This is a genomic window from Massilia scottii (assembly GCF_030846495.1).
Classification (GTDB): Bacteria; Pseudomonadota; Gammaproteobacteria; order Burkholderiales; family Burkholderiaceae_D; genus Telluria_A; species Telluria_A violaceinigra.
This window is the reverse complement of record NZ_JAVCWM010000003.1, coordinates 58,905-80,127: the sequence shown is the minus strand read 5'-3', so window position 1 is coordinate 80,127 and position 21,223 is coordinate 58,905. Positions and strand designations below refer to the sequence as shown.

20 protein-coding genes are annotated in these 21,223 nt (G+C 63.2%); 17 read left to right on the top strand and 3 right to left on the bottom strand.

Going from position 1 to position 21,223, the window contains the following annotated elements; translation table 11 throughout:
* Positions 1-5 precede the first annotated feature (5 nt).
* The 7 genes from RBA41_RS04565 (at position 6) to RBA41_RS04535 (ending at position 4,840) form a co-directional block, all read left to right on the top strand.
* Positions 6-890 (top strand): energy transducer TonB, encoded by an 885-nt coding sequence (locus tag RBA41_RS04565; RefSeq protein ID WP_306621490.1) that lies wholly within the window; start codon positions 6-8, stop codon positions 888-890.
* A complete protein-coding gene (gene aroE / locus RBA41_RS04560; protein WP_306621488.1) occupies positions 887-1,714 on the top strand; it encodes a shikimate dehydrogenase in 828 nt (275 codons plus the stop codon). The genes RBA41_RS04565 and aroE overlap by 4 nt, the downstream gene beginning before the upstream one ends.
* Position 1,715: 1 nt before the next feature.
* On the top strand, positions 1,716-2,435 hold the full coding sequence (mtgA, locus tag RBA41_RS04555; RefSeq protein WP_306621487.1) for a monofunctional biosynthetic peptidoglycan transglycosylase: 720 nt from the start codon (positions 1,716-1,718) through the stop codon (positions 2,433-2,435).
* A gap of 20 nt (positions 2,436-2,455) precedes the next feature.
* Positions 2,456-2,899, top strand: coding sequence for a DUF4124 domain-containing protein (locus tag RBA41_RS04550; protein WP_306621485.1), 444 nt, complete (start codon positions 2,456-2,458; stop codon positions 2,897-2,899).
* Between the two features lie 81 nt (positions 2,900-2,980).
* Entirely contained in the window at positions 2,981-3,946 is a 966-nt protein-coding gene (gene corA, locus RBA41_RS04545) for a magnesium/cobalt transporter CorA (protein WP_306621483.1), read from the top strand.
* Between the two features lie 191 nt (positions 3,947-4,137).
* Entirely contained in the window at positions 4,138-4,467 is a 330-nt protein-coding gene (locus RBA41_RS04540; protein WP_306621481.1) for a colicin E5-related ribonuclease, read from the top strand.
* A 13-nt stretch (positions 4,468-4,480) separates the two neighbouring features.
* Complete coding sequence (locus RBA41_RS04535) at positions 4,481-4,840, top strand: colicin immunity protein (protein WP_306621478.1); 360 nt, start codon at positions 4,481-4,483, stop codon at positions 4,838-4,840.
* A 24-nt stretch (positions 4,841-4,864) separates the two neighbouring features.
* Here the strand turns inward: RBA41_RS04535 and hemL are convergent, their stop codons facing one another.
* Entirely contained in the window at positions 4,865-6,154 is a 1,290-nt protein-coding gene (gene hemL / locus RBA41_RS04530) for a glutamate-1-semialdehyde 2,1-aminomutase (protein WP_306621476.1), read from the bottom strand.
* Positions 6,151-6,993: a bifunctional hydroxymethylpyrimidine kinase/phosphomethylpyrimidine kinase gene (gene thiD / locus RBA41_RS04525; RefSeq protein ID WP_306621475.1), complete on the bottom strand. Its 843-nt coding sequence runs from the start codon at positions 6,991-6,993 to the stop codon at positions 6,151-6,153. The genes hemL and thiD overlap by 4 nt, the downstream gene beginning before the upstream one ends.
* 56 nt (positions 6,994-7,049) lie before the next feature.
* Here thiD and RBA41_RS04520 point away from each other — a divergent pair, with 56 nt between their 5' ends.
* The 6 genes from RBA41_RS04520 to RBA41_RS04495 all read left to right on the top strand — a co-directional run bounded on the left by RBA41_RS04520 (position 7,050) and on the right by RBA41_RS04495 (position 16,945).
* Positions 7,050-7,253, top strand: coding sequence for a rubredoxin (locus RBA41_RS04520; RefSeq protein ID WP_370663816.1), 204 nt, complete (start codon positions 7,050-7,052; stop codon positions 7,251-7,253).
* 105 nt (positions 7,254-7,358) lie between these two features.
* A complete protein-coding gene (locus RBA41_RS04515; RefSeq protein ID WP_054268473.1) occupies positions 7,359-7,760 on the top strand; it encodes a response regulator in 402 nt (133 codons plus the stop codon).
* Between the two features lie 17 nt (positions 7,761-7,777).
* A complete protein-coding gene (locus RBA41_RS04510) occupies positions 7,778-8,149 on the top strand; it encodes a response regulator transcription factor (RefSeq protein ID WP_054268474.1) in 372 nt (123 codons plus the stop codon).
* Positions 8,150-8,152: 3 nt separating this feature from the next.
* Entirely contained in the window at positions 8,153-8,686 is a 534-nt protein-coding gene (locus RBA41_RS04505; RefSeq protein ID WP_229413365.1) for a chemotaxis protein CheW, read from the top strand.
* 44 nt (positions 8,687-8,730) lie between these two features.
* Positions 8,731-11,043 (top strand): methyl-accepting chemotaxis protein, encoded by a 2,313-nt coding sequence (locus RBA41_RS04500; protein WP_306654142.1) that lies wholly within the window; start codon positions 8,731-8,733, stop codon positions 11,041-11,043.
* Positions 11,044-11,071: 28 nt separating this feature from the next.
* Positions 11,072-16,945 (top strand): hybrid sensor histidine kinase/response regulator, encoded by a 5,874-nt coding sequence (locus RBA41_RS04495; RefSeq protein WP_306621468.1) that lies wholly within the window; start codon positions 11,072-11,074, stop codon positions 16,943-16,945.
* An 88-nt stretch (positions 16,946-17,033) separates the two neighbouring features.
* Here the strand turns inward: RBA41_RS04495 and RBA41_RS04490 are convergent, their stop codons facing one another.
* Complete coding sequence (locus tag RBA41_RS04490; protein ID WP_306621466.1) at positions 17,034-18,488, bottom strand: cryptochrome/photolyase family protein; 1,455 nt, start codon at positions 18,486-18,488, stop codon at positions 17,034-17,036.
* Positions 18,489-18,669: 181 nt separating this feature from the next.
* Between RBA41_RS04490 and RBA41_RS04485 the strand changes: the two genes are divergently transcribed.
* From RBA41_RS04485 to RBA41_RS04470, 4 genes are read left to right on the top strand one after another with little or no spacing between them, the layout of a single operon-like run.
* Positions 18,670-19,332, top strand: coding sequence for a YqgE/AlgH family protein (locus tag RBA41_RS04485; RefSeq protein WP_099875213.1), 663 nt, complete (start codon positions 18,670-18,672; stop codon positions 19,330-19,332).
* Positions 19,333-19,370: 38 nt separating this feature from the next.
* Complete coding sequence (gene ruvX / locus RBA41_RS04480) at positions 19,371-19,763, top strand: Holliday junction resolvase RuvX (protein ID WP_306622034.1); 393 nt, start codon at positions 19,371-19,373, stop codon at positions 19,761-19,763.
* Entirely contained in the window at positions 19,747-20,265 is a 519-nt protein-coding gene (pyrR, locus tag RBA41_RS04475) for a bifunctional pyr operon transcriptional regulator/uracil phosphoribosyltransferase PyrR (RefSeq protein ID WP_099875214.1), read from the top strand. Before ruvX ends, pyrR begins: the two co-directional genes overlap by 17 nt.
* Entirely contained in the window at positions 20,258-21,223 is a 966-nt protein-coding gene (locus RBA41_RS04470) for an aspartate carbamoyltransferase catalytic subunit (RefSeq protein WP_099875215.1), read from the top strand. The genes pyrR and RBA41_RS04470 overlap by 8 nt, the downstream gene beginning before the upstream one ends.

Below are 21,223 nucleotides of genomic sequence, written 5' to 3'. Positions count from 1 at the left end.
ATCGTGTGAAGCACTTTCAAAATTTAAGCTCCCTGTCCATCGCCGTCGCCGTTTCGGTCACGGTGCACGCGGCCCTGCTGGCGGTCCGTTTCGTCGCGCCCGAGGCGTTCACCCTGACCCCGGCCGATCCCGGCCTCGAAGTCATCCTGGTCAACGCCAAGCATGCCAACAAACCGCTGAAAGCCGATGCCCTGGCCCAGGCCAATCTGGATGGCGGCGGCAATGCCGACAGCGGGCGCGCCGCCTCGCCCCTGCCCGACATGCGCAAGAACGAGACCGGCGAGAGCGTCAAATCGACCTTGCGCCGCATTACCGAGCTTGAGCAGATGCAGCAGAACCTGCTGACCACGACGCGCGACTCGTCCCTGAAAGCCTCGCCGGTCACCGAGAAGGAAAAGCCCGATCCGGACCGCGATGGCGCCGACCTGATCGAAAGCACGCGACCGCTGGCGCGCAAGACGGCCGAGATTGCCCAGCGCATCGAAGACCAGAACAAGCGCCCGCGCAAGACCTACATCACGCCGAGCACGCAAGCGGTCGGGTATGCGATCTATTACAAGACCATGCAAAAGCGGGTCGAGGATATCGGCACCCTGAACTTTCCCCAGCGCGACGGCAAGAAGCTGTACGGCGAGCTGACCGTGTACATTCCGATTTTCCAGGATGGCACCATTTACCAGAAGGATGGCGGGGTGCGCATCGAAAAGAGTTCCGGCAATCCGGCGCTCGACAAGGCTGCGCTGGCCATCGTGCGGCGCGCCGCGCCGTTCGGGGCTTTTCCGAAAAACATGCTCTCTTCCGACAAGGATGACCTGTGGGTCATCATCACGCGCTTCAAGTTCACGCGCGAAGACAAGCTGGAAGCCGAGTCGCGTGGCGACCCGCGATGAGCGAGCGCTACTGTGTCATCGGGAACCCGATTGCCCATAGCAAATCGCCCGAGATCCACGCCGCCTTTGCCCTGCAGACCGGGCAAGACATGCTCTACGAGCGCTGCCTGGCGCCGCTCGACGCTTTTGACGTGACCGTGCGCGCGCTGGTGGCCGCCGGTTATGGCGGCGCCAACGTCACCGTGCCCTTCAAGCTGCAGGCCGCCGACCTGGCCGACCGCCTGACCGAACGCGCGCGCGCGGCCGGCGCCGTGAATACCTTCGTGTTCAATAGCAGCGGCGGCATCATCGGCGACAACACCGATGGCGCCGGGCTGGTGGGCGACATCACCCGCAATGCCGGCATCGACCTGGAAGGCAAGCGCGTGCTGCTGCTGGGCGCGGGCGGCGCGGCGCGCGGCGTCATCGTGCCGCTGCTGGCCGCCTTGCCGGCCGAACTGACCATCGCCAACCGTACCGTGGCCACGGCCGGCGCCCTGGTCGAACGTTTCACCGCCCAGCTGGCGCAGGACCAGCGCCTGGCCGCCTGCGCCTTCGAGGACATTGCCGGGCCGTACGATGTGGTCATCAACGCCACCTCGGCCAGCCTGGCCGACGACTTGCCGCCGGTGCCGGGCAGCGCCTTCCGCGCCGGCACGCTGGCGCTGGACATGATGTACGGCAAGGTGCCGAGCCGCTTCATGCTGTTCGCCAGCGAGCATGGCGCAATCGGACGCGATGGCCTGGGCATGCTGGTCGAGCAGGCCGCCGAAGCATTCCTGCTGTGGCGCGGCGCCCGTCCCGATACCGCGGCCATCCTGGAACGGTTGCGCCAGGGCGTATGACATGAGCAAGGGCGGCAAGGGCGGCAAGGCGGGAGGCCGGCGCTGGATCAAGTGGCTGTTCCTCGGCCCCTTGCTGATCGTCGCCCTGGTGCAGCTGTATTTCTTCCTCATGATTTGCTGGTGGGTCTGGTTCAATCCCTCGTCCACCAGCATGATGAACGAGCAGCTGGCGCTGATGCGCGCGAAAAACCCCAAGGCCGTGCTGCAGCAGCAATGGGTGCCCTACGAGCGCATTTCCGAGAATTTGAAGCGCGCCGTGATCGCCTCGGAAGACGCCAATTTTTCCGAGCACGACGGGGTCGACTGGGAAGCGCTGCAGAAAGCGTACGAGCGCAACAACCGCAGGCACAAGGTGGTCGGCGGCGGTTCCACCATCACCCAGCAGCTGGCCAAGAATCTGTTCCTGTCCGGCTCGCGCAGCTACCTGCGCAAGGGCCAGGAAATGATCATCGCCTTCATGCTCGAAACGGTCATGAGCAAGCAGCGCATCCTGGAAATTTACCTGAACGTGGCCGAATTCGGGCGCGGCATTTTCGGCGCCGAGGCCGCTTCGCGCTATTATTACCGCACCAGCGCGGCCAAGCTGGGCGTGGCGCAGGCCGCCAAGCTGGCCGTGATGCTGCCCAATCCGCGCTATTACGACCGGCACCGCAGCTCGAGCTACCTGGCGCGCCGCACCACGCTGATCGTCAACCGCATGAGTTCGGCGGAATTGCCTTAATCCCTCATCAGGAGATGACCATGTTCCATCCTCTGCGTTACCAGCGCGGCAGCTACCAGCGCGGTGCGATTTCCCTGTTCTGGGGCGCCATCGGCTCGGCCCTGCTGGCCGCGCTTGGCATGGCCGCCCTGTTTTCCATCGGTTCGGAGCGCAATCTGTTCGCCGAAGGCGCGGCCAAGGCCGGCAAGATGGTCGGCACCAGTCCGGCCGGCAAGGTGATCGACTCGGCCAGGGACGCCGTCAATGGCGTGACCGGCAAGGGCGACGGCGTGATGCGCAAATGCGTCATCAACGGCAAGACCGTCATTTCCAACACCGATTGCACGCCGGAGAACCGCACCAGCAAGGTCATCGAGATCCACGATACCAAGGGCTTCGAAGCGCCGAAAAAGCCGCCGGTGGAGAAGGCATCGCCGGGCTCGAACCCGGTCCTCGACAAAATCATCGAAAAACAGCTGCGCTGACCCGATTTACGTGTTTCGGGGTGGCCGGGCTCAGGCCTAACGGGTACACTTGCGCTGTTTTGAATCCGGCCGAGAAAGCGCATGATCAACGTATTTGTCCTACAAAATGGCCGACTCAATCAGGTACCGATCGAGTCCCGCGCGGATCTGGAAAACGTGGCGCCGGTCTGGGTCGACCTGACCGATCCGAACGACGACGAGCGGGCCTGGGTCAAGACAATCTACGGCGTGATTCTGCCTGGCGAAGACGAAGTCAAGGATATCGAAGCGTCGGCCCGCTATTACGAAGCGGAAAACGGCGACCTGCATTTGCGCACCGACTTCCTGCTGGAAGAAGACGACGGCCCGTCGCGCGTGGTCACGGTCGCTTTCATTCTCGCGCGCAAGATGCTGTTTTCGGTGCACACCGACGATTTGCCGGTCTTTCGCCTGGTGCGCATGCGCGCCCGCTCGCGGCCGGGATCGATCGCCGACTATATGGATGTGCTGCTCGATCTGTACGCCACCGACGCCGAGTATTCGGCCGATTCGCTGGAAGGGATTTACCAGCACCTGGAAGAAGTCAGCGGGCTGGTGCTGCAAAAGGAATTCACCGATAAGGACGCGGCGGACGCGCTTAATGCGATTGCGCGCGAAGAGGATTTGAACGGGCGTATCCGGCGCAATATGATGGATACGCGGCGCGCGGTGAGTTTCCTGATGCGCGGGCGGCTGCTCAATGCCGAGCAGTTCGAGGAAGCGCGGCAGATTTTGCGCGACATCGAATCGCTGGACGGCCACACATCCTTCCTGTTCGACAAGATCAACTTCCTGATGGATGCCACAGTCGGTTTCATCAACATTAACCAGAACAAGATCATCAAGATCTTCTCGGTGGCCTCGGTGGCGTTCCTGCCGCCGACCTTGATCGCCAGTATTTACGGCATGAACTTCAAGGCCTTCCCGGAGCTGGAGTGGCAGTACGGCTATCCGCTGGCGTTGACCCTGATGCTGGTGTCGATGATTTCGCCGGTGTGGGTGTTTTTGCGCCGGGGTTGGTTGAAGTAAAACATCGCTGTTTTCGCATCCACCTCGCGCGTTGACCGATCTCAACCTTGGCTCGATTGGTTCTACCGTATAGGCAGGTAACGCTAAACTAGGCTTGATAGCAATCAAGCCGAAACGACGACCATGCCTCCGTTGCCTGCTGGTAGCGCCTTGCCCTGTGCCGCTGGTTCGCCGCGCATTGGCCCCGCCATATGGATCATGCTCACCGCTACCAAGATTCAATCTGGCGTGAGCGCGGCGCCATGATCATTGATGACAAGATACTGGAGCAGCTTGAGGCGCGCGGCTGGACCGAGCAAGAGGTGCTTGATCTGATCAACAGCGAGCCGGTTGGGAGATCGAGCGATAATCGAACGCCTCGAAAGACCGGCGATGGATATGGGCGGCGCGATACCGCGACAGTCTATGGCTCCAGAGACGGCGGCCATATCGTGGTCAACGACCGCACCGGAGAAGTTGTCCACATCAGCGATAAGAACGACCCTTACTGGAAGCCGGATAGTCGTATTATCTGGGAGTGACGAGGACCTTCACATGAACATCGATAAAAGCTGTCTCTATGAATCGCCGGACGCTTTCTTTCAAATGAATGGGAGCGTCAATATGCGCCTGTCGCCGGATGCCGCGCTGTTGGTGTGCGCCGAGGCAGCCCGTCAAGGCTTGGTGATCGCACGGGTGGAAGGCGGCATCTGGCATGCCCCAGGATTCGAATCGCGGCTGGACTGTATCTGGGATGGCCAGGATCCGCCGCTCGATGAAGACCAGGCAAGCCGCAACAATAAAGACGCGGCGCGTTTTATCGCCTCGCAAGCGCCGGCGCACAGCGCATTCATCCTGACCGCGCCGCCGCTCACGGGCTGGCCGCACCGGGCGAAAAAACAGCAGCCCGGCTAGGGCCTCAGTTTGACCGGCTAATCTTTACGCCAGCTTGGCAAACACCCGGCGCGCCGCCGCGATGGTCTCTTCGATCACCGCATCATCATGCTGCGCCGACACAAACCCCGCCTCGAACGCGGCCGGTGCGAAGTACACGCCTTCGTCCAGCATCGCGTGGAAAAACGCATTGAAGCGGGTTTTGTCGCCCGCCATCATTTCCGCATAGCTGCCCGGCACCTCATCGCTGAAGTAAATCCCGAACATGCCGCCCACCGAATCGGCGCAGAAAGGCACGCCGGCCTCTTTCGCCGCTTGCGCCAGCCCGGCCGCCAGCTTGGCGGTCTGCGCGCCGAGCTTCTCGTAGAAACCCGGCGCCTGGATCAGCTTGAGCGTGGTCATGCCCGCCGCCACCGCCACCGGATTGCCCGACAAGGTGCCGGCCTGGTACACGGCCCCGATCGGCGCCATGTTCTGCATCAGCTCGGCGCGACCGCCGAAGGCCGCCACCGGCATGCCGCCGCCGATGACCTTGCCCAGCGCGGTCAGGTCCGGCACGATGTCGTACAGTTCCTGCGCCCCGCCCAGGCCGACGCGGAAGCCGCACATGACTTCGTCGAAAATCAGGATCGCGCCGTGCCTGGTGCACAGCTCGCGCATGGCGCGCAGGAATTCCGGCGTGGCCTTGATCAGGTTCATGTTGCCGGCCACCGGTTCGACGATCACGCAGGCGATGGTGTCGCCCATCGATTCGAACGCGTCTTCCAGCTGGGCCACATTGTTATAGTCGAGCACCAGGGTGTGCTTGACGAAGTCTTCCGGCACGCCGGCCGAGGTCGGGTTACCGAAGGTCAGCAAGCCGCTGCCGGCCTTGACCAGCAGGGAATCGGCGTGGCCGTGGTAGCAGCCCTCGAACTTGACGATCTTGTCGCGTCCGGTGGCGCCGCGCGCCAGGCGCAGCGCGCTCATGGTCGCTTCGGTGCCCGACGAGACCAGGCGCACCTGCTCGATCGACGGCACCAGGCGGCAGATTTCCTCGGCCATCAGGATTTCGCCTTCGGTCGGGGCGCCGAACGAGAGGCCGCGCGCGGCCGCGTCCTGCACCGCCTTCACCACGTCCGGATGGGCGTGGCCGACGATGGCCGGGCCCCAGGAACCGATGTAGTCGATGTAGCGCTTGCCGTCGGCATCCCAGAAGTAGGGGCCTTCGGCGCGGGTGATGAAGCGCGGCGTGCCGCCCACCGATTTGAAGGCGCGCACCGGCGAATTGACGCCGCCCGGCGTGGTTTTCTGGGCGCGCGCGAACAGCGTGTTATTCAGGGATTCTGTGGTCATGGCTTGCTCGATGAGGGAATAGGGTGGGCGAAAAATTTGTTGGGCACCAGTTTGCCCATGCCGAAGCGCTGCGCGTTGGCCAGCGCGCCGACGGTGAATTCCTGGGCGGCCTGGATGGCGTCGACGGCATCGTCGCCGACCCCGCGCGCCATCAGCGCGGCCAGCGCGCCCGACAGGGTGCTGCCGGCGCCCACGAACGGCCCCGGCAAATGCTGCCAGTTGAAGGTGCCGACCACGCCGTTCTCGTCGAACAGGGTGTTGGCCAGCTGCGCGGCGGCGCCGTTGCCGCTCGTTGCGGTGCATTTGACCAGCACATACGCGCAGCCCATGCCGGTTAGTTCGGCCACATCTTCCTTGAGCATGTCGCCGCCGCCGTCGCGCCAGGTCTCGGCCATGCGCGCCAGTTCCACCTGCGTGAGCAGCAGCACGGTCGCCTGCGGCACCAGGATCTGGCGGATCGCGATCAGCATGTCGTCGTCGGCCAGGCCCGAATCGGGCAGGCTCGATAAAAACGGGTCGAGGATGAGTGGCACGTCCGGATAGTCGGACACGATTTCGGCAATCGCCGAGGCTTGTTCGACGCTGGTCAGCGCGCCCACCTTGAAGGCGGCCACCGTCATGTCTTCGAGGACCACGCGGGCCTGGTCGCAGACCCAGTCGGCGTCGACTTCCTGCACGTCTTCGACGCGCGCGGTGTCGGCAATGAGAATGCCGGTCATGACCGACAGGCCGTGGCAGCCGAGGGCCGAAAAACACGCCAGGTCGGCCTGGATGCCGGTGGCGCCTATGGGGTCGGACACGCCGAACGTTAAGATCAGAGGAGAAGTTTGGATTTGCACGGCCGGTAGATTAAGATGCCTGATTCGGCATTTTACTAGATAGAAGGGTAGTCAACGTGAGCAGCAATGAAACAACCGGCGCAGCAGGCGCCGCTTTCCAGACCTGGATGTGCCTGATCTGCGGCTGGGTCTACGACGAGGCCGCCGGCATCCCGGAAGAGGGCATCGCCCCCGGCACCCGCTGGGCCGATGTGCCGATGAACTGGACCTGTCCCGAGTGCGGCGCCCGTAAAGATGACTTCGAAATGACTGTTATCTAATCGCCATGAGGCTTATTGCCGACACATGTTGACTGGCCGCAACATTAAGGGGACAAAAGGGTTGCCCTATGATATCGTTCAGGCTCATGTTGAGTGAAATTGAAAATGACGACATTGCCGCAACCGAACGTACTGAAAATCATGGTGATCGACGACAGCAGTACGATTCGTCGTTCGGCCGAGATTTTTCTCACCCAGGCTGGGTATCAGGTGGTGCTGGCCGAAGATGGTTTCGATGCCCTGGCCAAGATTAACGACCATCATCCGTCGCTGATTTTCTGCGACATCCTGATGCCGCGCCTCGATGGCTACCAGACCTGCGCGCTGATCAAGCGAAGCGCGCGTTTTCATGCCACCCCGGTGCTGATGCTCTCATCGAAGGATGGCCTGTTCGACCGTGCCCGCGGCCTGATGGTCGGTTCTTCCGCCTACCTTACCAAACCTTTCAGCAAAGACAGTCTGCTCAGCGCGGTGCGCGAACATACTGCCGACGCCGACTCAAAATAATATTTCTGGAGCCTACCGTGGCCATACAAAAAATCCTGATCGTCGACGACTCCCCGACCGAGCGTTACTACCTGACCGATATCCTGGTCAAAGCCGGCTTCACCGTGACCACCGCCGAAAACGGCGAGGAAGCGCTGCTCAAGATCAAGGAAGACAAACCTGAACTGATCCTGATGGATGTGGTCATGCCTGGCGCCAATGGCTTCCAGGTCACCCGCACCATCGCGCGCGACCCGGACCTCGGCGACGTGCCCATCATCATTTGCAGCAGCAAGAACCAGGAAACCGACCGCGTCTGGGGCCTGCGCCAGGGTGCGCGCGACTACATGGTCAAGCCGGTCGACGCCGAACTGCTGCTGGCGAAAATCGCTGCCCTCGGCGGCGCCTAAGCCGTGAGCGACGTCGATTTCGCCCCAGTCGCCTCCGCGCCGTCGGACGGCGCCGGACGCCGCACCCGTTTGCGCCAGTACCAGGTGCAGCTGCTCGAACGGATGCAGGCGGCCCGTACCAACAGCGGCGCGCGCGTCAATCAACTGGGCGTGCTGATCGGCGCCGAGCGCTTCCTGCTCGACCTGACCCAGGCCGGCGAAATCGTGCCGATTCCGCCGGTGACGGTGGTGCCGCTGACGCAGCCCTGGTACCTGGGGCTAGCCAATATCCGGGGCAATCTGGTCGGCCTGATCGATTTTGCGCGCTTCCAGGGAGGCGCCGAAACGGTGACCGGCCCGGACAGCCGGATCGTCACCCTGGCCACCCACCTGGGCTTTAACTGCGGCCTGCTGGTGGCCCGGGTGTACGGCCTGCGACACGCCGGCGACATGGAAGTTGTCGGCGACAGATTACGCGATACCGATGCAAACGAATGGATCCCGCTCGACCTGGCGGCCCTCGTCACCGATGCGCGGTTTTTGCACGTTGGATTTTAAGCCGCAGTCATAAGTGGCCATACCTTAAGAAACTGGGAGCTGGAATGGGATTTGCATGGAAGAGTACCCCAAAGGGTGAGCCGGTACCGGATACAGAATTCGGTCCCGATCTGGAGGCTGCGGCCTTGAACAAGGACGACAGCGCGCCCGCGCAGAACGTGGTGGACGACAGCCTGCGCGCCGAACTCGATCAGCACGACGAGCTGCGCCTGGCGAACATCATGGGCCGCAAGCGAGGCGGCGACGACGACGACGGCGGTAGCGAAGCGCGCCTGCCGCTGATCGGCCACCTGTCGCTGCCGCGCCAGCTGCGTATTTTGCTGATGGTGTTCGTGGCCGGCATTCTGGTCACCGTGGTGGCGCTGTGGCGCAACGCGGCCAGCAGCTCCGACGCTTCGGCCCAGACGCAGATCGCGTCCGACGCGCTGATGCACTCCCAGCGTATCGGTAAAGCGGCGCCTAACGCGATCCAGGGTAACCAGGAAGCCTTCGTGCAGCTCGAGCAGAGCCGCGCCCAGCTGACGGCCGACCTGACCGCGCTCCAGCGCGGCGGCAAGATCGGCGGCGTGCAGCTGCCGACGCCACCGGCCAGCATGAACAAGCTGATCGCCGCTGCGAAGCTCAAGTGGGTTACCTCCGACAATTCGGCAGGCACCATCTTGCGCATGAAGCCGGAACTGACCGGTTTTGAAAAGACCTTGCGCCAGCTCGACACCCTCTCGCCAGAGCTGTTGTCGATGACCGAAGAACTGCTCAACGAAAAAGTCCAGCGCGGCGGCACGCCACGCGAACTGGCTGCCATCGGGCGCCTGATGATGCTGACCCAGCGCCTCTCGCGCAGCGCCAGCGAATTCCTGACCTCCGGCGGTATCCGTTCCGAAACCGCGTTCCAGCTGGGCCGCGACACCACGACCTTCCGTACCACGGTCGAAGGCTTCCTGAACGGGAACGAGACGATGCAGCTCTCGGCCACGAAAGACGCGGAACTGCGCGTCAAGCTCGAACTGATCAAGTCGAAGTTCGACACCTACCAGAAACTGGTGGCCTCGATCCTCGACAACCTGCCGAAATTCACGGCCGCCAAAGGCGCCGAACAGTCGATCTTCTACGAGAACGAAGAAGTCAAGGCGCTGCTGACCAAGGTGCAGGTGGGCTTTCGTACCGAGCAGGATTCGAACAATGCCTGGTTCTGGGTAATGGCCATGGCCACCATGTTCACCTTGGGCGTCGGCGTCAGTATCGCCCGCGTCATGCTGCAAGACTCCCGTACCCGTGCCCGCGGCGCCGATGTGCGTCGCCAGGAAGCGGAATCGATGCGCCAGCTGGCGCAGTCGAAGGAAGAAGAAGCGAAAGCGACCAACGACCAGAATCAGGCCGCTATTTTGCGCCTGATGAACGAACTTCAGGAAGTGGCCGATGGTGACTTGACCGTGCACGCAACGGTGTCGGAAGACATCACCGGCGCGATCGCCGACTCGGTGAACTACACGGTGGAAGAGCTGCGCGGTCTGGTGGAACGCGTGACGACGACGGCGGAGCAGGTGACCTCGGCATCGACCAACGCACAGAACATTTCGACCGACCTGCTGGCGGCGACCGAGCAGCAGTCGCGCGAGATTCAGGAAGCGTCCGAGACGGTTCTGAAAATGGCGAACGAAATTACCGACGTATCGAAGTCGGCGAATGAATCGGCAGAGGTTGCGCGCCAGTCGGTTGCGGCGGCATTGCAAGGTTCGACGGCGGTGGAAAACTCGATCAAGGGTATGCACGAGATCCGCGAGCAGATCCAGGAAACCTCGAAACGAATCAAGCGGCTGGGCGAATCGTCCCAGGAGATTGGCGAGATCACGGAACTGATTTCCGACATTACCGAACAGACCAACGTACTGGCGCTGAACGCGGCGATTCAGGCGGCATCGGCCGGTGAAGCGGGACGCGGCTTCTCGGTGGTTGCGGAAGAGGTTCAGCGACTGGCGGAACGTTCGGCGGAAGCGGCAAAACAGATCGGCGCGCTGGTGCGTACCATTCAGACCGATACCCACGACGCGGTGGCCGCTATGGAAAAATCGACGCAGGGTGTGGTCGAGGGAGCCAGGCTGTCCGATGCCGCGGGTGCCGCACTGTCCGACATTTCGCGCGTTTCGAACCGCCTTGCGGAACTGATTCAGGGCATTTCGTTTGCGACGGAGCTGCAGGCGACATCGGCGAACGATGTGGCGCACAACATTCAGCACATCCTGTCGGTGACCGAAAACACCCAGGACGGTACCCAGCAAACCGCACAATCGATTCGCCAGCTGTCGCTGCTGGCGCAGGAACTGAAAAACTCGGTATCGCGCTTCCGCGTGGTGGCTTGAGAACCCCGGTTGATTTATCAAGGTAAGCATGACCACTACTGACAATTCGCACGTACCGCAGTTCGACACAGGACCGCTGTCCTGGGTCATGAGCGAGATCCGCGATGCGCTGGGCCGCTCCAATACCGCGCTGGCAGAGGCGGCGGAGCATACGGCGGAAGCCCAGGCAAGTTCGCTCAAGCATGCGAAAGCCTATCTGCACCAGGCGCACGGCGCCTTGCAGATGGTCGATGTCGATGGCGCCGGCGCCATGACCGAGGCCGCGGAAAACGCGCTGGACCGCTTCAAGGATGGCCTGCTCGACTGCACGCCCGAGCGCGCGCAAGTCATCGCCCACGCTTACCAGGCGGTGATCGAGTATCTCGAAGAACTGCTTTCGGGCGCGCCGCAGCAGCCGGCGCGCCTGTTCCCGTATTACCGCGCGCTCAAGGAAATGCTGGGCGCCGACCGGATTCACCCGGCCGACCTGTTTTTCGCCGACCTGTCGGCGCCGGTGTCGCTCAAGCGCCACGTGGCGCCCGACAGCGCGCCGGACTACGCGGCCTGCCGCACGCGCTTTGAAAAAGCGCTGCTGCCGTTCCTGAAAAGCGCCGACCAGGCGGGCCAGCGCCAGCACGCGCAAGTGCTGCTCGAAGCGATCGCCCATGTGGCCGACGCCCAGGACCAGCCCTTGCCGCGCACCTTCTGGATGGCGATGCAGGGCTTTGCCGAACTGGTGGCCGAAGGCCATCTGGCCAGCGACCTGTATGTCAAGCAGCTCTTCGGCCTGATCAATCTGCAGATCCGCCGCCTCTCGCAAGGCCAGGTCAGCCTGCCCGAAACGATGCTGCGCGACGCCCTGTTCTTCATGGCCGCCGTACCCAATCCGCCGCCGACGGCGCTGGCCCTGCGCCGCGCCTATCATCTGGACGGCATGGTGCCGGCCGATTACGATACGCGCCGCTACGGCCGCATCGACGCCGAGGCGCTCAAGACCGCCAAGGAAGCGCTGGCCAAGGCCAAGGGCAACTGGGACCGGCTCTCGGTCGAACCGCTGCCGGCGCTGGAAACCGAATTTGAAGAACTGCTCGCCACCCTGGCCGAGGCAGGCGAAAAGCTGGGCGCCCCGGCGCTGGCGCGCCTGCAGCACCAGATGGTGCGCGTCACCAAAGATTCCGCCGCTTCCAAGCGCAACAGCGTCTTCAGTCTCGAAATGGCCACGGCCATGCTGTTCATCGAGAATAGCCTCGACAAGATCCGCCAGCTGCCGGACGATTTCGACGCCCACGCCGAAGTCATCGGCGCGCGTCTGCTGGCGCTCGGCGCCGGCGAAACGCCGCCGGAAGCGCCGCAATGGCAGGGCGACCTGTCGCGCCGCATCCAGCACGAGCAAACCGTCGCCGTGCTGGCCGCCGAAATGAAAAACGGCTTGCGCCAGGTCGAAAAAGTCCTCGACGATTACTACTCCGACACCAGCAAGCGCGCCACCCTGGCCCAGATCGATCCGGTGCTGCACCAGTTGCAGGGCGCCGTCGCCATCCTCGACCAGGAAGACGCGATGCGCGCCGCCCTGCACGTCAAGGATGCGGTGCGCACGCTCGCCGCGGCCGAAGGCAATCCCGAACTCGAAGCCGCGTCGCTGCAGAACATCGCGCAAAACGTCGGCGCGCTGGGCTTTTTTGTCGACATGCTGGCCAAGAACGTCGACGAGGCGCGCGAGCGCTTCACGTTCGACAGCAACGACGGCATGCTGCGCGCCGTACCGTTTGAAAAACCGGCGCACGGCGAATCGCAGTTCGACCAGGAGCCGGTGATCGAGATCGCACCGGTCGCCGAGGCGCCTGCGCCGGCGGCGCCGGTGGTGGTCGAAGAACAAATCAAGGCGCCGGTGGTGGTGGCAGCACCCGCACCGCCGGGCGACGACGAAATCGAAGCCGAACTGCTCGAAATCTTCATCTCCGAAGCGCAGGAAGTGCTCGCTTTTGTCGGCTCGACCCTGCCGGCGGCGCAAAGCATGCCGACCAATATGGAAACGCTGACGATGCTGCGGCGCTCCTTCCACACGCTCAAGGGCAGCGGCCGCATGGTCGGCCTGAACAATTTCGCCGAAGGCGCCGCCGCCGTCGAAAAAGTGATGAACCTGTGGTTGTCGGAAGAACGCGCAGCCGACGCCAACCTGCTCTCGCTCCTTACCCGCGCCACCGCCGACATGACCGTCTGGGTCGAGCAGCTCGCGACCACCGGCAGCTCGCAGCGCACCAGCGAAGCGCTGGTCGCCGCCGCCGAACGCGTGCAGCATGGCGAAGCCTTCTCCATGGACGCGGCGCCGGCCGAGGCCACGCCGGCCATGGCCGACGAGCCGGTGCAGGCGGCAACGCCGGTGGACGAGCATCACGACGAACACTTCGCGATCGACGACTCCTTCGAGCCGATGATCCTGGACGACATCATCGCCCTGCCGGCAACGGAGAGCGCGGCGCCGGGCAACGTCATCGACTTCCCGGTACCGGGCACCCTGGCCGCGGCCGACGACAACACCAAGCGCATTGGCGAACTCGAAATCCCGCTGCCGCTGTATAACATTTACCTCGCCGAGACCGACGAACTGGTTCGCCTGCTGAGCCAGGACTTCGCCGAATGGCGTCACGAGCCGCAGCGCCAGGTCACGCCGGAAGCCGAAAAAGCCGCGCATACCCTGGCCGGCACCTCGGCCACGGTGGGCTTCCACGCCCTGCGCGAAATCGCCTACGAAGTCGAGATGGTGCTCAAGAGCCCCGCGCCGGTCTTCGACGAGGCCCAGCGCGACCTGCTCGACGAAACCATCGACCGCGTACGCCAGATGCTGCAGCGCTTCGCGCTCGGCGAACTGGCGCCGGCCGAACCGGATCTGGTGGCACGCCTGCACGTGTTGCGCGAGCAGCTCGCGGCCCAGGAAGCGGCTGCCGTGTTCGCGGGCGCCGACGAAGACCTGGCACGCCGTCTCGATGGCCTGTTTGCCGATACGCTCGACAGCCTGGTGGCAGAGCCGCCAGTGATGCCGGAACGCGAATCGGCCCTGGCGCAGACGGTGTCCGAGCCGGAAGTCGACGCGGTCGACGCCCTGTTCGGCGAGGAAGATCCGTTCGATGTGCCGCTGCTGGACAATCCGGAACCGGCGCAGCCGATGGTGCAAGAACACCAGGAGGCACTGCCCGAAGCCGAGCCGGTGATCGAAGCCGAACCGGTGCTCGACGAGCCAATGATCGAAGCCGAAGCGGTGATTGAAGCCGAACCGGTGACCGAAGATCTGGTCCTTGACGCCGAGCCAGTGCTTGAAGAGCAGCTGATCGAAGAAGCTGCGCTTGAAGCCGAGCTGCTGGTTGAAGAGCCGGTGGCCGAAGAACCTGTGCTTGAAGCCGAGCCAGTGCTTGAAGAACAACTGATCGAAGAAGCTGCGCTTGAAGCCGAACTGCTGGTTGAAGAGCCGGTGGCCGAAGAAGCTGTGCTTGAAGCCGAGCCGGTGATCGAAGAAGCCGTGCTCGAAGCCGAGCCGGTGATCGAAGAAGCTGTGGCCGAAGCCGAGCCGGTCGTCGAAGCGGAACCGGCGGCAGTCGTGCCGATGCAGCCGATGACGGCGCATGTGCCGCTGCTCGAAGCCTTGTTGCAGCCGGAGTCGGAGACGCCAGCCGCGCCTGCGGTGGCCGAAACGGCCTTCGCCGATGACCTTGACGTCGACCTGCTGCCAGTGTTCCTGGAAGAGGGTACCGACCTGTTGCCGGAAATCGGCAACAACCTGCGCAAGTGGCAGCAGAATCCGTCCGATACCACCCCGGTACAGCAGCTTCTGCGTACGCTGCACACGGTCAAGGGCAGTGCACGGATGGCCGGTGCCATGCGCCTCGGTCAGCACACCCACGAGATCGAAACGCAGATCGAGAACATGGTCCACGCCGGAACGTCGACGCCAGCCGCGTTCGACGAACTGATGGCCAACTACGATCACGCGCTTCTGCTGTTCGAACAATTGCAGCAGCCTGCCCTCGGCGTCGTGCCGGTGCCAGGCCTGGCCGCGGCGGCTGCAGGCAGCGTGGACGATGCCCACGCCGCCCAGACCCGTACCCCGCTGGTGCGTGTGCGCGCCGACATTCTGGACCGCCTGGTCAACCAGGCCGGTGAAGTGTCGATCACGCGTTCGAAGCTGGAAAGCCAGGTATCGACCCTGAAGGCGTCGCTGAGCGACTTCTCGGACAATCTGGGACGCTTGCGCCGCCAGCTGCGCGAAGTCGAGATGCAGGCCGAATCGCAGATTTCGTCGCGTATGTCGATTTCCAGCGAACGCGAATTCGATCCGCTCGAATTCGACCGCTTTACCCGTCTGCAGGAATTGACGCGGATGATGGCCGAATCGGTGAACGACGTTGCGTCGTTCCACGAAAGCCTGACGCGCACGGTCGACGGCGCCACCGACGACTTGAACGTGCAGTCGCGCCTGACGCGCGATCTGCAGCAGGATCTGATGCGGGTGCGGATGGTGCAGTTTGCCAGCCTGTCGGAGCGTCTGTTCCGCGTGGCGCGCCAGACGGCGAAAGAAATCGACAAGCGGGTCAACCTGGATATCCGGGGTGGCACGGTCGAAATCGACCGCAGCGTTCTGGAGCAGATGGCCGCGCCGTTCGAGCACTTGCTGCGTAACGCCATCGTGCACGGTATCGAATCGCGTGCCCGCCGTGGTGCGGCCGGCAAGGCCGAAACGGGCGAGCTGCTGATCCAGGTCAGCCAGCAGGGTAACGAGGTGGTCATCCAGTTCAACGATGACGGCGCAGGTCTCGACCTGTCGCGTATTCGCACCAAGGCACGTGAAAACGGGCTGCTGGCGCCGCATGCCGTCGTCACCGACGCCGAAGCGGCCGACCTGATTTTCGAACCGGGCTTCTCGACCGCCGATGCGCTGACCGAACTGGCCGGCCGCGGCGTGGGCATGGACGTGGTGCGCTCGCAAGCGCAAGCGCTTGGCGGCCGGGTGGCGATTGCCACCGAGGCAGGCAAGGGCGCGCGCTTCACGATTCACCTGCCGCTGACGCTTGCGGTCACCCAGGTCGTGCTGACCACCAGCGGTTCCAAGACGTTTGCACTGCCATCGATTCTGGTGGAGCAGGTGCTGCAGATGAAAGAAGCGGCCGTCAACGCCGCGCACGCCGAAGGTTTCGTGGAATTCCAGGGCCAGAAGGTGGCGCTGCATTATCTGCCGACTTTGCTGGGCGATGCCGAAGCGCGTCCGCTGTCGCAGCGTTCGTGCCCGGTGATGGTGCTCAAGAGCGGCGCCGACCGCCTGGCGGTGCAGGTTGACGATATCCAGGGTAACCGCGAGGTCGTTATTAAAAATATCGGGCCGCAGTTGTCGCGCATGATCGGCATTTCCGGTGCGACGGTGCTCGGTTCGGGCGATATCGTGCTCATTCTTAATCCGGTGGCCTTGTCGCATCACCTCGACCATCATCCGCAAACGCGTCAGCGCATTGTCGTGGAAACGACGGCGGTGGTGCCCGAGACGCGGGCAGCCGACTTTGTCATCATGGTGGTCGACGATTCGCTGACCGTGCGCAAAGTGACCCAGCGTTTGCTGGAGCGCGAGGGTTACCAGGTGGTGCTGGCCAAGGACGGCGTCGATGCGCTCGAACATCTGCAAGAGACGGTGCCGCACCTGATGCTGGTCGATATCGAGATGCCGCGCATGGATGGTTTCGATTTGACCCGCAATATTCGCGGCAACAGCGGCACCAACGAGATCCCGATCATCATGATCACCTCGCGTACCGCGGACAAGCACCGCAACTACGCGCTGGATCTGGGTGTGAATGCCTACTTCGGTAAGCCGTTCCAGGAAGATATGCTGTTGGCGGCGATTGCCGGTTTGCTCAATCGCGAGATGCCGGTAGCGCATTAAGCGGTAAGTAGCAAAGACAAAAACGCCTTGCACCGGTCAAACGGTGCAAGGCGTTTTTTATTTTCGCTACCTTGGCGCGGGAACGACGTTAGTTGACCTTCACCACCGCATACCGCTCCAGCGTCTTGGCCCGTGCCTCGTCATGCCTGACAATCGGCGCCGGATAATCCTTCCCCAGCACGACCTTCTTCTGCGCCAGCACCATCGGCGGCACGGTCCACGGCGCGTGAATCTCCTTGTCCGACAAGCCATCGAGCTGCGGCAGATAACGCCGGATGAACTTTCCCTTCGCTTCAAACTTCTCGGACTGCGTCACCGGATTAAAAATCCTGAAATAGGGCTGCGCATCGCATCCCGACGACGACGCCCACTGCCATCCCCCATTGTTCGACGACAGATCGTAGTCGTTCAGGTGCCGCGCGAAATACGCTTCGCCGCGGCGCCAGTCGATGCCGAGGTCCTTGATCAGAAAGCAGGCCGTGACCATGCGCAGGCGGTTGTGCATGTACCCGGTCTGGTTCAGCTGCGCCATGGCCGCGTCGACCAGCGGATAGCCGGTACGCCCCTCGCACCACGCGGCAAACATCTCGTCGGCCTCGGGCCCGGTCTCGAATGCGATCGCATCGTAGGCCGGCTTGAACGCGCGTTCGACGACGTGCGGATGGTTAAACAGAATCATGGCGTAGAAATCGCGCCAGATCAGTTCCGACAGCCACACCGGCGCGCCTTCGCCGCCGGCCCCGCGCGCGATCAGCTCCGTCACCGTGCGCACCAGATGGCGCAGCGACAGGGTGCCGAAGCGCAGATGCACCGACAGATACGACGGCCCCTTGAGCACAGGGTAGTTGCGCGCCTCGCCGTAATCGGCAATGCGCCCGATGAAGTCCTCGAACAGCCGCGCCGCGCCGCTCATGCCGGTGGGGATCGACAAGGCCGACAGATTGGTCGGCTCGAAACCGAGCTCGCGCAGCGTCGGCAAGGGCGCATCGTCGATGGGAGGCGCAAGGCGCGCCGCATGCGGCTCGACCGGATAGGGCGCCACGCAATCCGGTTCGGCCGCCATGCGTTTGAGCCAGGCGTTCTTGTACGGCGTGAACACCGAAAAGTTCTGGCCCGCCAGCGTGAGCACCTCGCTTTTCTCGAAAATGACCTGGTCCTTGTAGCTGAAAAAGCGCCGGCCCTCGGCCTCCAGGCGGCTGGCCACGGCGGCATCGCGCGCGATCGCCTGCGGCTCGTAGTCGCCGTTGACGAAGACCGCATCCACGCCCAATTGCGCGGCAAGTGTTGGAATTGCCTGCGCCGCGTCGGCATGGCGCACAATCAGGCAGCCGCCCAATTGACGCAACTCCGCATCGAGTTCGGCCAGGCTGGCATGAATGAACTCGACCCGGCGGTCCGCGCGCGGTAAACTGTCGAGGATTGTGTTATCGTAAATGAACACGCAATAAACGCTATTCGACGATGTTAGCGCATGATGCAGTGCGGCGTGATCGAAGGCGCGCAAGTCGCGGCGGAACCAGACGAGCGATTTACTCAATGTCATGATGGTGTTCGGTGTCAAGAAAGGAAGGGGAATTATCGGCTACCATCGCAGTTAGCTGCGCGCGTGATGGCGCTTCCGGTGGTGGAGGCCACAAATCAGTGTAAACTATCGAAAATTCCATCGTTTGCCAGCCCGGATACTAGCAGTAAACATCAGAGAGCGAGCAGAGAGAGTGACGCGTATGAAGAAAAGCAAAATCGGCAAAACTCTGCCCGTGCCCGGCATGTCGCAGGACGACGAAGTTCGTCTCGACGAGGGCAACGCCATGGCATCGGCGTCCACCTTGAACCTGGCAAATCATTTCCTGATAGCGATGCCATCCATGCAGGACCCGATTTTCGGCGGCACCGTCGTCTATATCTGCGAGCACAACGACAAAGGCGTGCTTGGTGTCGTCATCAACAAGCCGACCGACATGACCATGGAAGTGCTGTTCGAGCGCATCGACCTGAAACTGGCCGACGGCCTGCGCACGGCCGTTGTCAACGAACCGATCATGTTCGGCGGCCCGGTGCAGGACGACCGCGGCTTCGTGCTGCACACGCCCGGCGCGCGCTATTCGTCGTCGCTGACGGTGACCGAGGACGTGGCCTTCACCACCTCGATCGACGTGCTCGAAGCGGTAGCCAACGGCGATGGCCCCCAGCGCCTTTTGGTCTCCATCGGCTACGCCGGCTGGAGCCCCGGCCAACTGGAAGATGAAATCGGCCGCAATGGCTGGCTGACGGTGGGCGCCGACGCGCACGTGCTGTTCGATCTGCCGATCGAGGAGCGCTACAACGCCGCCATCAAGCTGCTGGGCATCGACCCGCTGATGCTCGCCTCCGAGGCCGGCCATGCTTGACCGGCACCACGGGAACTGCGCGCGTGGCTGAAGCGGTGATTGAACTCGTACTCGGCTTCGATTTCGGCATCAAGCGTATTGGGATCGCGATGGGGAACACCCTGACCGGTCAGGCGCAGCCGCTCGCGGTGGTCAACGCCATCGACAATGCGGCCCGCTTCAAGCAGATCGGCGACCTGATCGCCGCCTGGGCCCCGGCCCGCCTGGTGGTGGGCGAACCGCGCCATCCCGACGGCACGGAACACGACATGACCCTGCGCTGCCGCCGCTTCGCCAACCAGCTGCACGGGCGCTTCAACCTGCCGGTCACCCTGGTCGACGAACGCTATTCGTCGGCCGTGATCCACGCCAAACGCGGCCAGATCATCGACGACCAAGCCGCCTCCATCATTTTGCAACAATACTTTGACGACCATGCCAACAACAACTAAGCAGTTCGACGCCGAGGCGCTGTACCAGACGCTGCTCGGCCAGGTGCGCGATGGCTTGCACGGGGTGCAGGACGCGGCGATCATCGGCATTCACTCGGGCGGCGCCTGGCTGGCCGAACGCCTCGCGGCCGATCTGGGCCTGAAGGACCGCCTGGGCTTCATCGACGTCTCGTTCTACCGCGACGACTTTGCCAAGAAGGGCCTGCATCCGGACGTGAAACCGACCCACATCCTGTTCAACGTCGACCGCGCCCACATCGTGCTGGTGGACGACGTGCTCTACACCGGGCGCACCACGCGCGCGGCCATCAATGTGCTGTTCGACTATGGCCGTCCGGCGCGCATCATGCTGGCGGCATTGGCCGACCGCGGCGGGCGCGAGCTGCCGGTGGCGGCCGATTTCGTCGCCACCTCGGTCGCGCTGGAAGCCAATCAGTCGCTTGCGCTGGCGCGTGCCGGCGACGGGCAATTTTCGCTCACCATAGAAGAAGACCATGCTTAATCCGCAACTGAATAAAAATGGCGAACTGCAGCACCTGTTAAGCATCGAAGGGCTGCCCAAATCGATCGTCAATCATATCCTCGACACGGCGTCGAGCTTTGTCGGCATCTCCGACCGTGAAGTGAAGAAGGTGCCGCTCATGCGCGGCAAGAGCGTGTTCAACCTGTTCTTCGAGAACTCCACGCGCACCCGCACCACCTTCGAGATCGCCTCCAAGCGTCTCTCGGCCGACGTCATCAACCTCAATATCCAGGCGTCGTCGGCCAGCAAGGGCGAGTCGCTGCTCGACACCATCGACAACCTGTCGGCCATGCACGCCGATATGTTCGTGGTGCGCCATGCGCAGTCGGGCGCGCCCTACCTGATCGCCAAGCACCTGATCGATACGAAGCAGTCGCACGTCCACGTGGTCAACGCGGGCGATGGCCGCCACGCGCACCCGACCCAGGGCCTGCTCGACATGTACACGATCCGCCACTACAAGAAGGACTTCACCAACCTGCGCGTGGCCATCGTGGGCGACATCCTGCACAGCCGCGTGGCGCGTTCCGACATCCATGCCCTGACCACCCTGGGAGTCCCGGAAGTGCGCGCCATCGGCCCGCACACGCTGCTGCCGGGCGGGCTGGAACAGATGGGCGTGCGCGTGTTCACCAACATGGACGAGGGCCTCAAAGACGTCGACGTCATCATCATGCTGCGCCTGCAGAACGAGCGCATGAGCGGCGCGCTGCTGCCGTCGGCGCAGGAGTATTTCAAGAGCTACGGCCTCACGCCCGAGCGCCTGGCGCTGGCCAAGCCCGATGCGATCGTCATGCATCCGGGCCCGATGAACCGGGGCGTGGAAATCGATTCGGCGGTGGCCGATGGCGCGCAGGCGGTGATTTTGCCGCAGGTGACGTTCGGGATCGCGGTACGGATGGCGGTAATGAGTATTCTGGCAGGAGCGCAAGGGTGA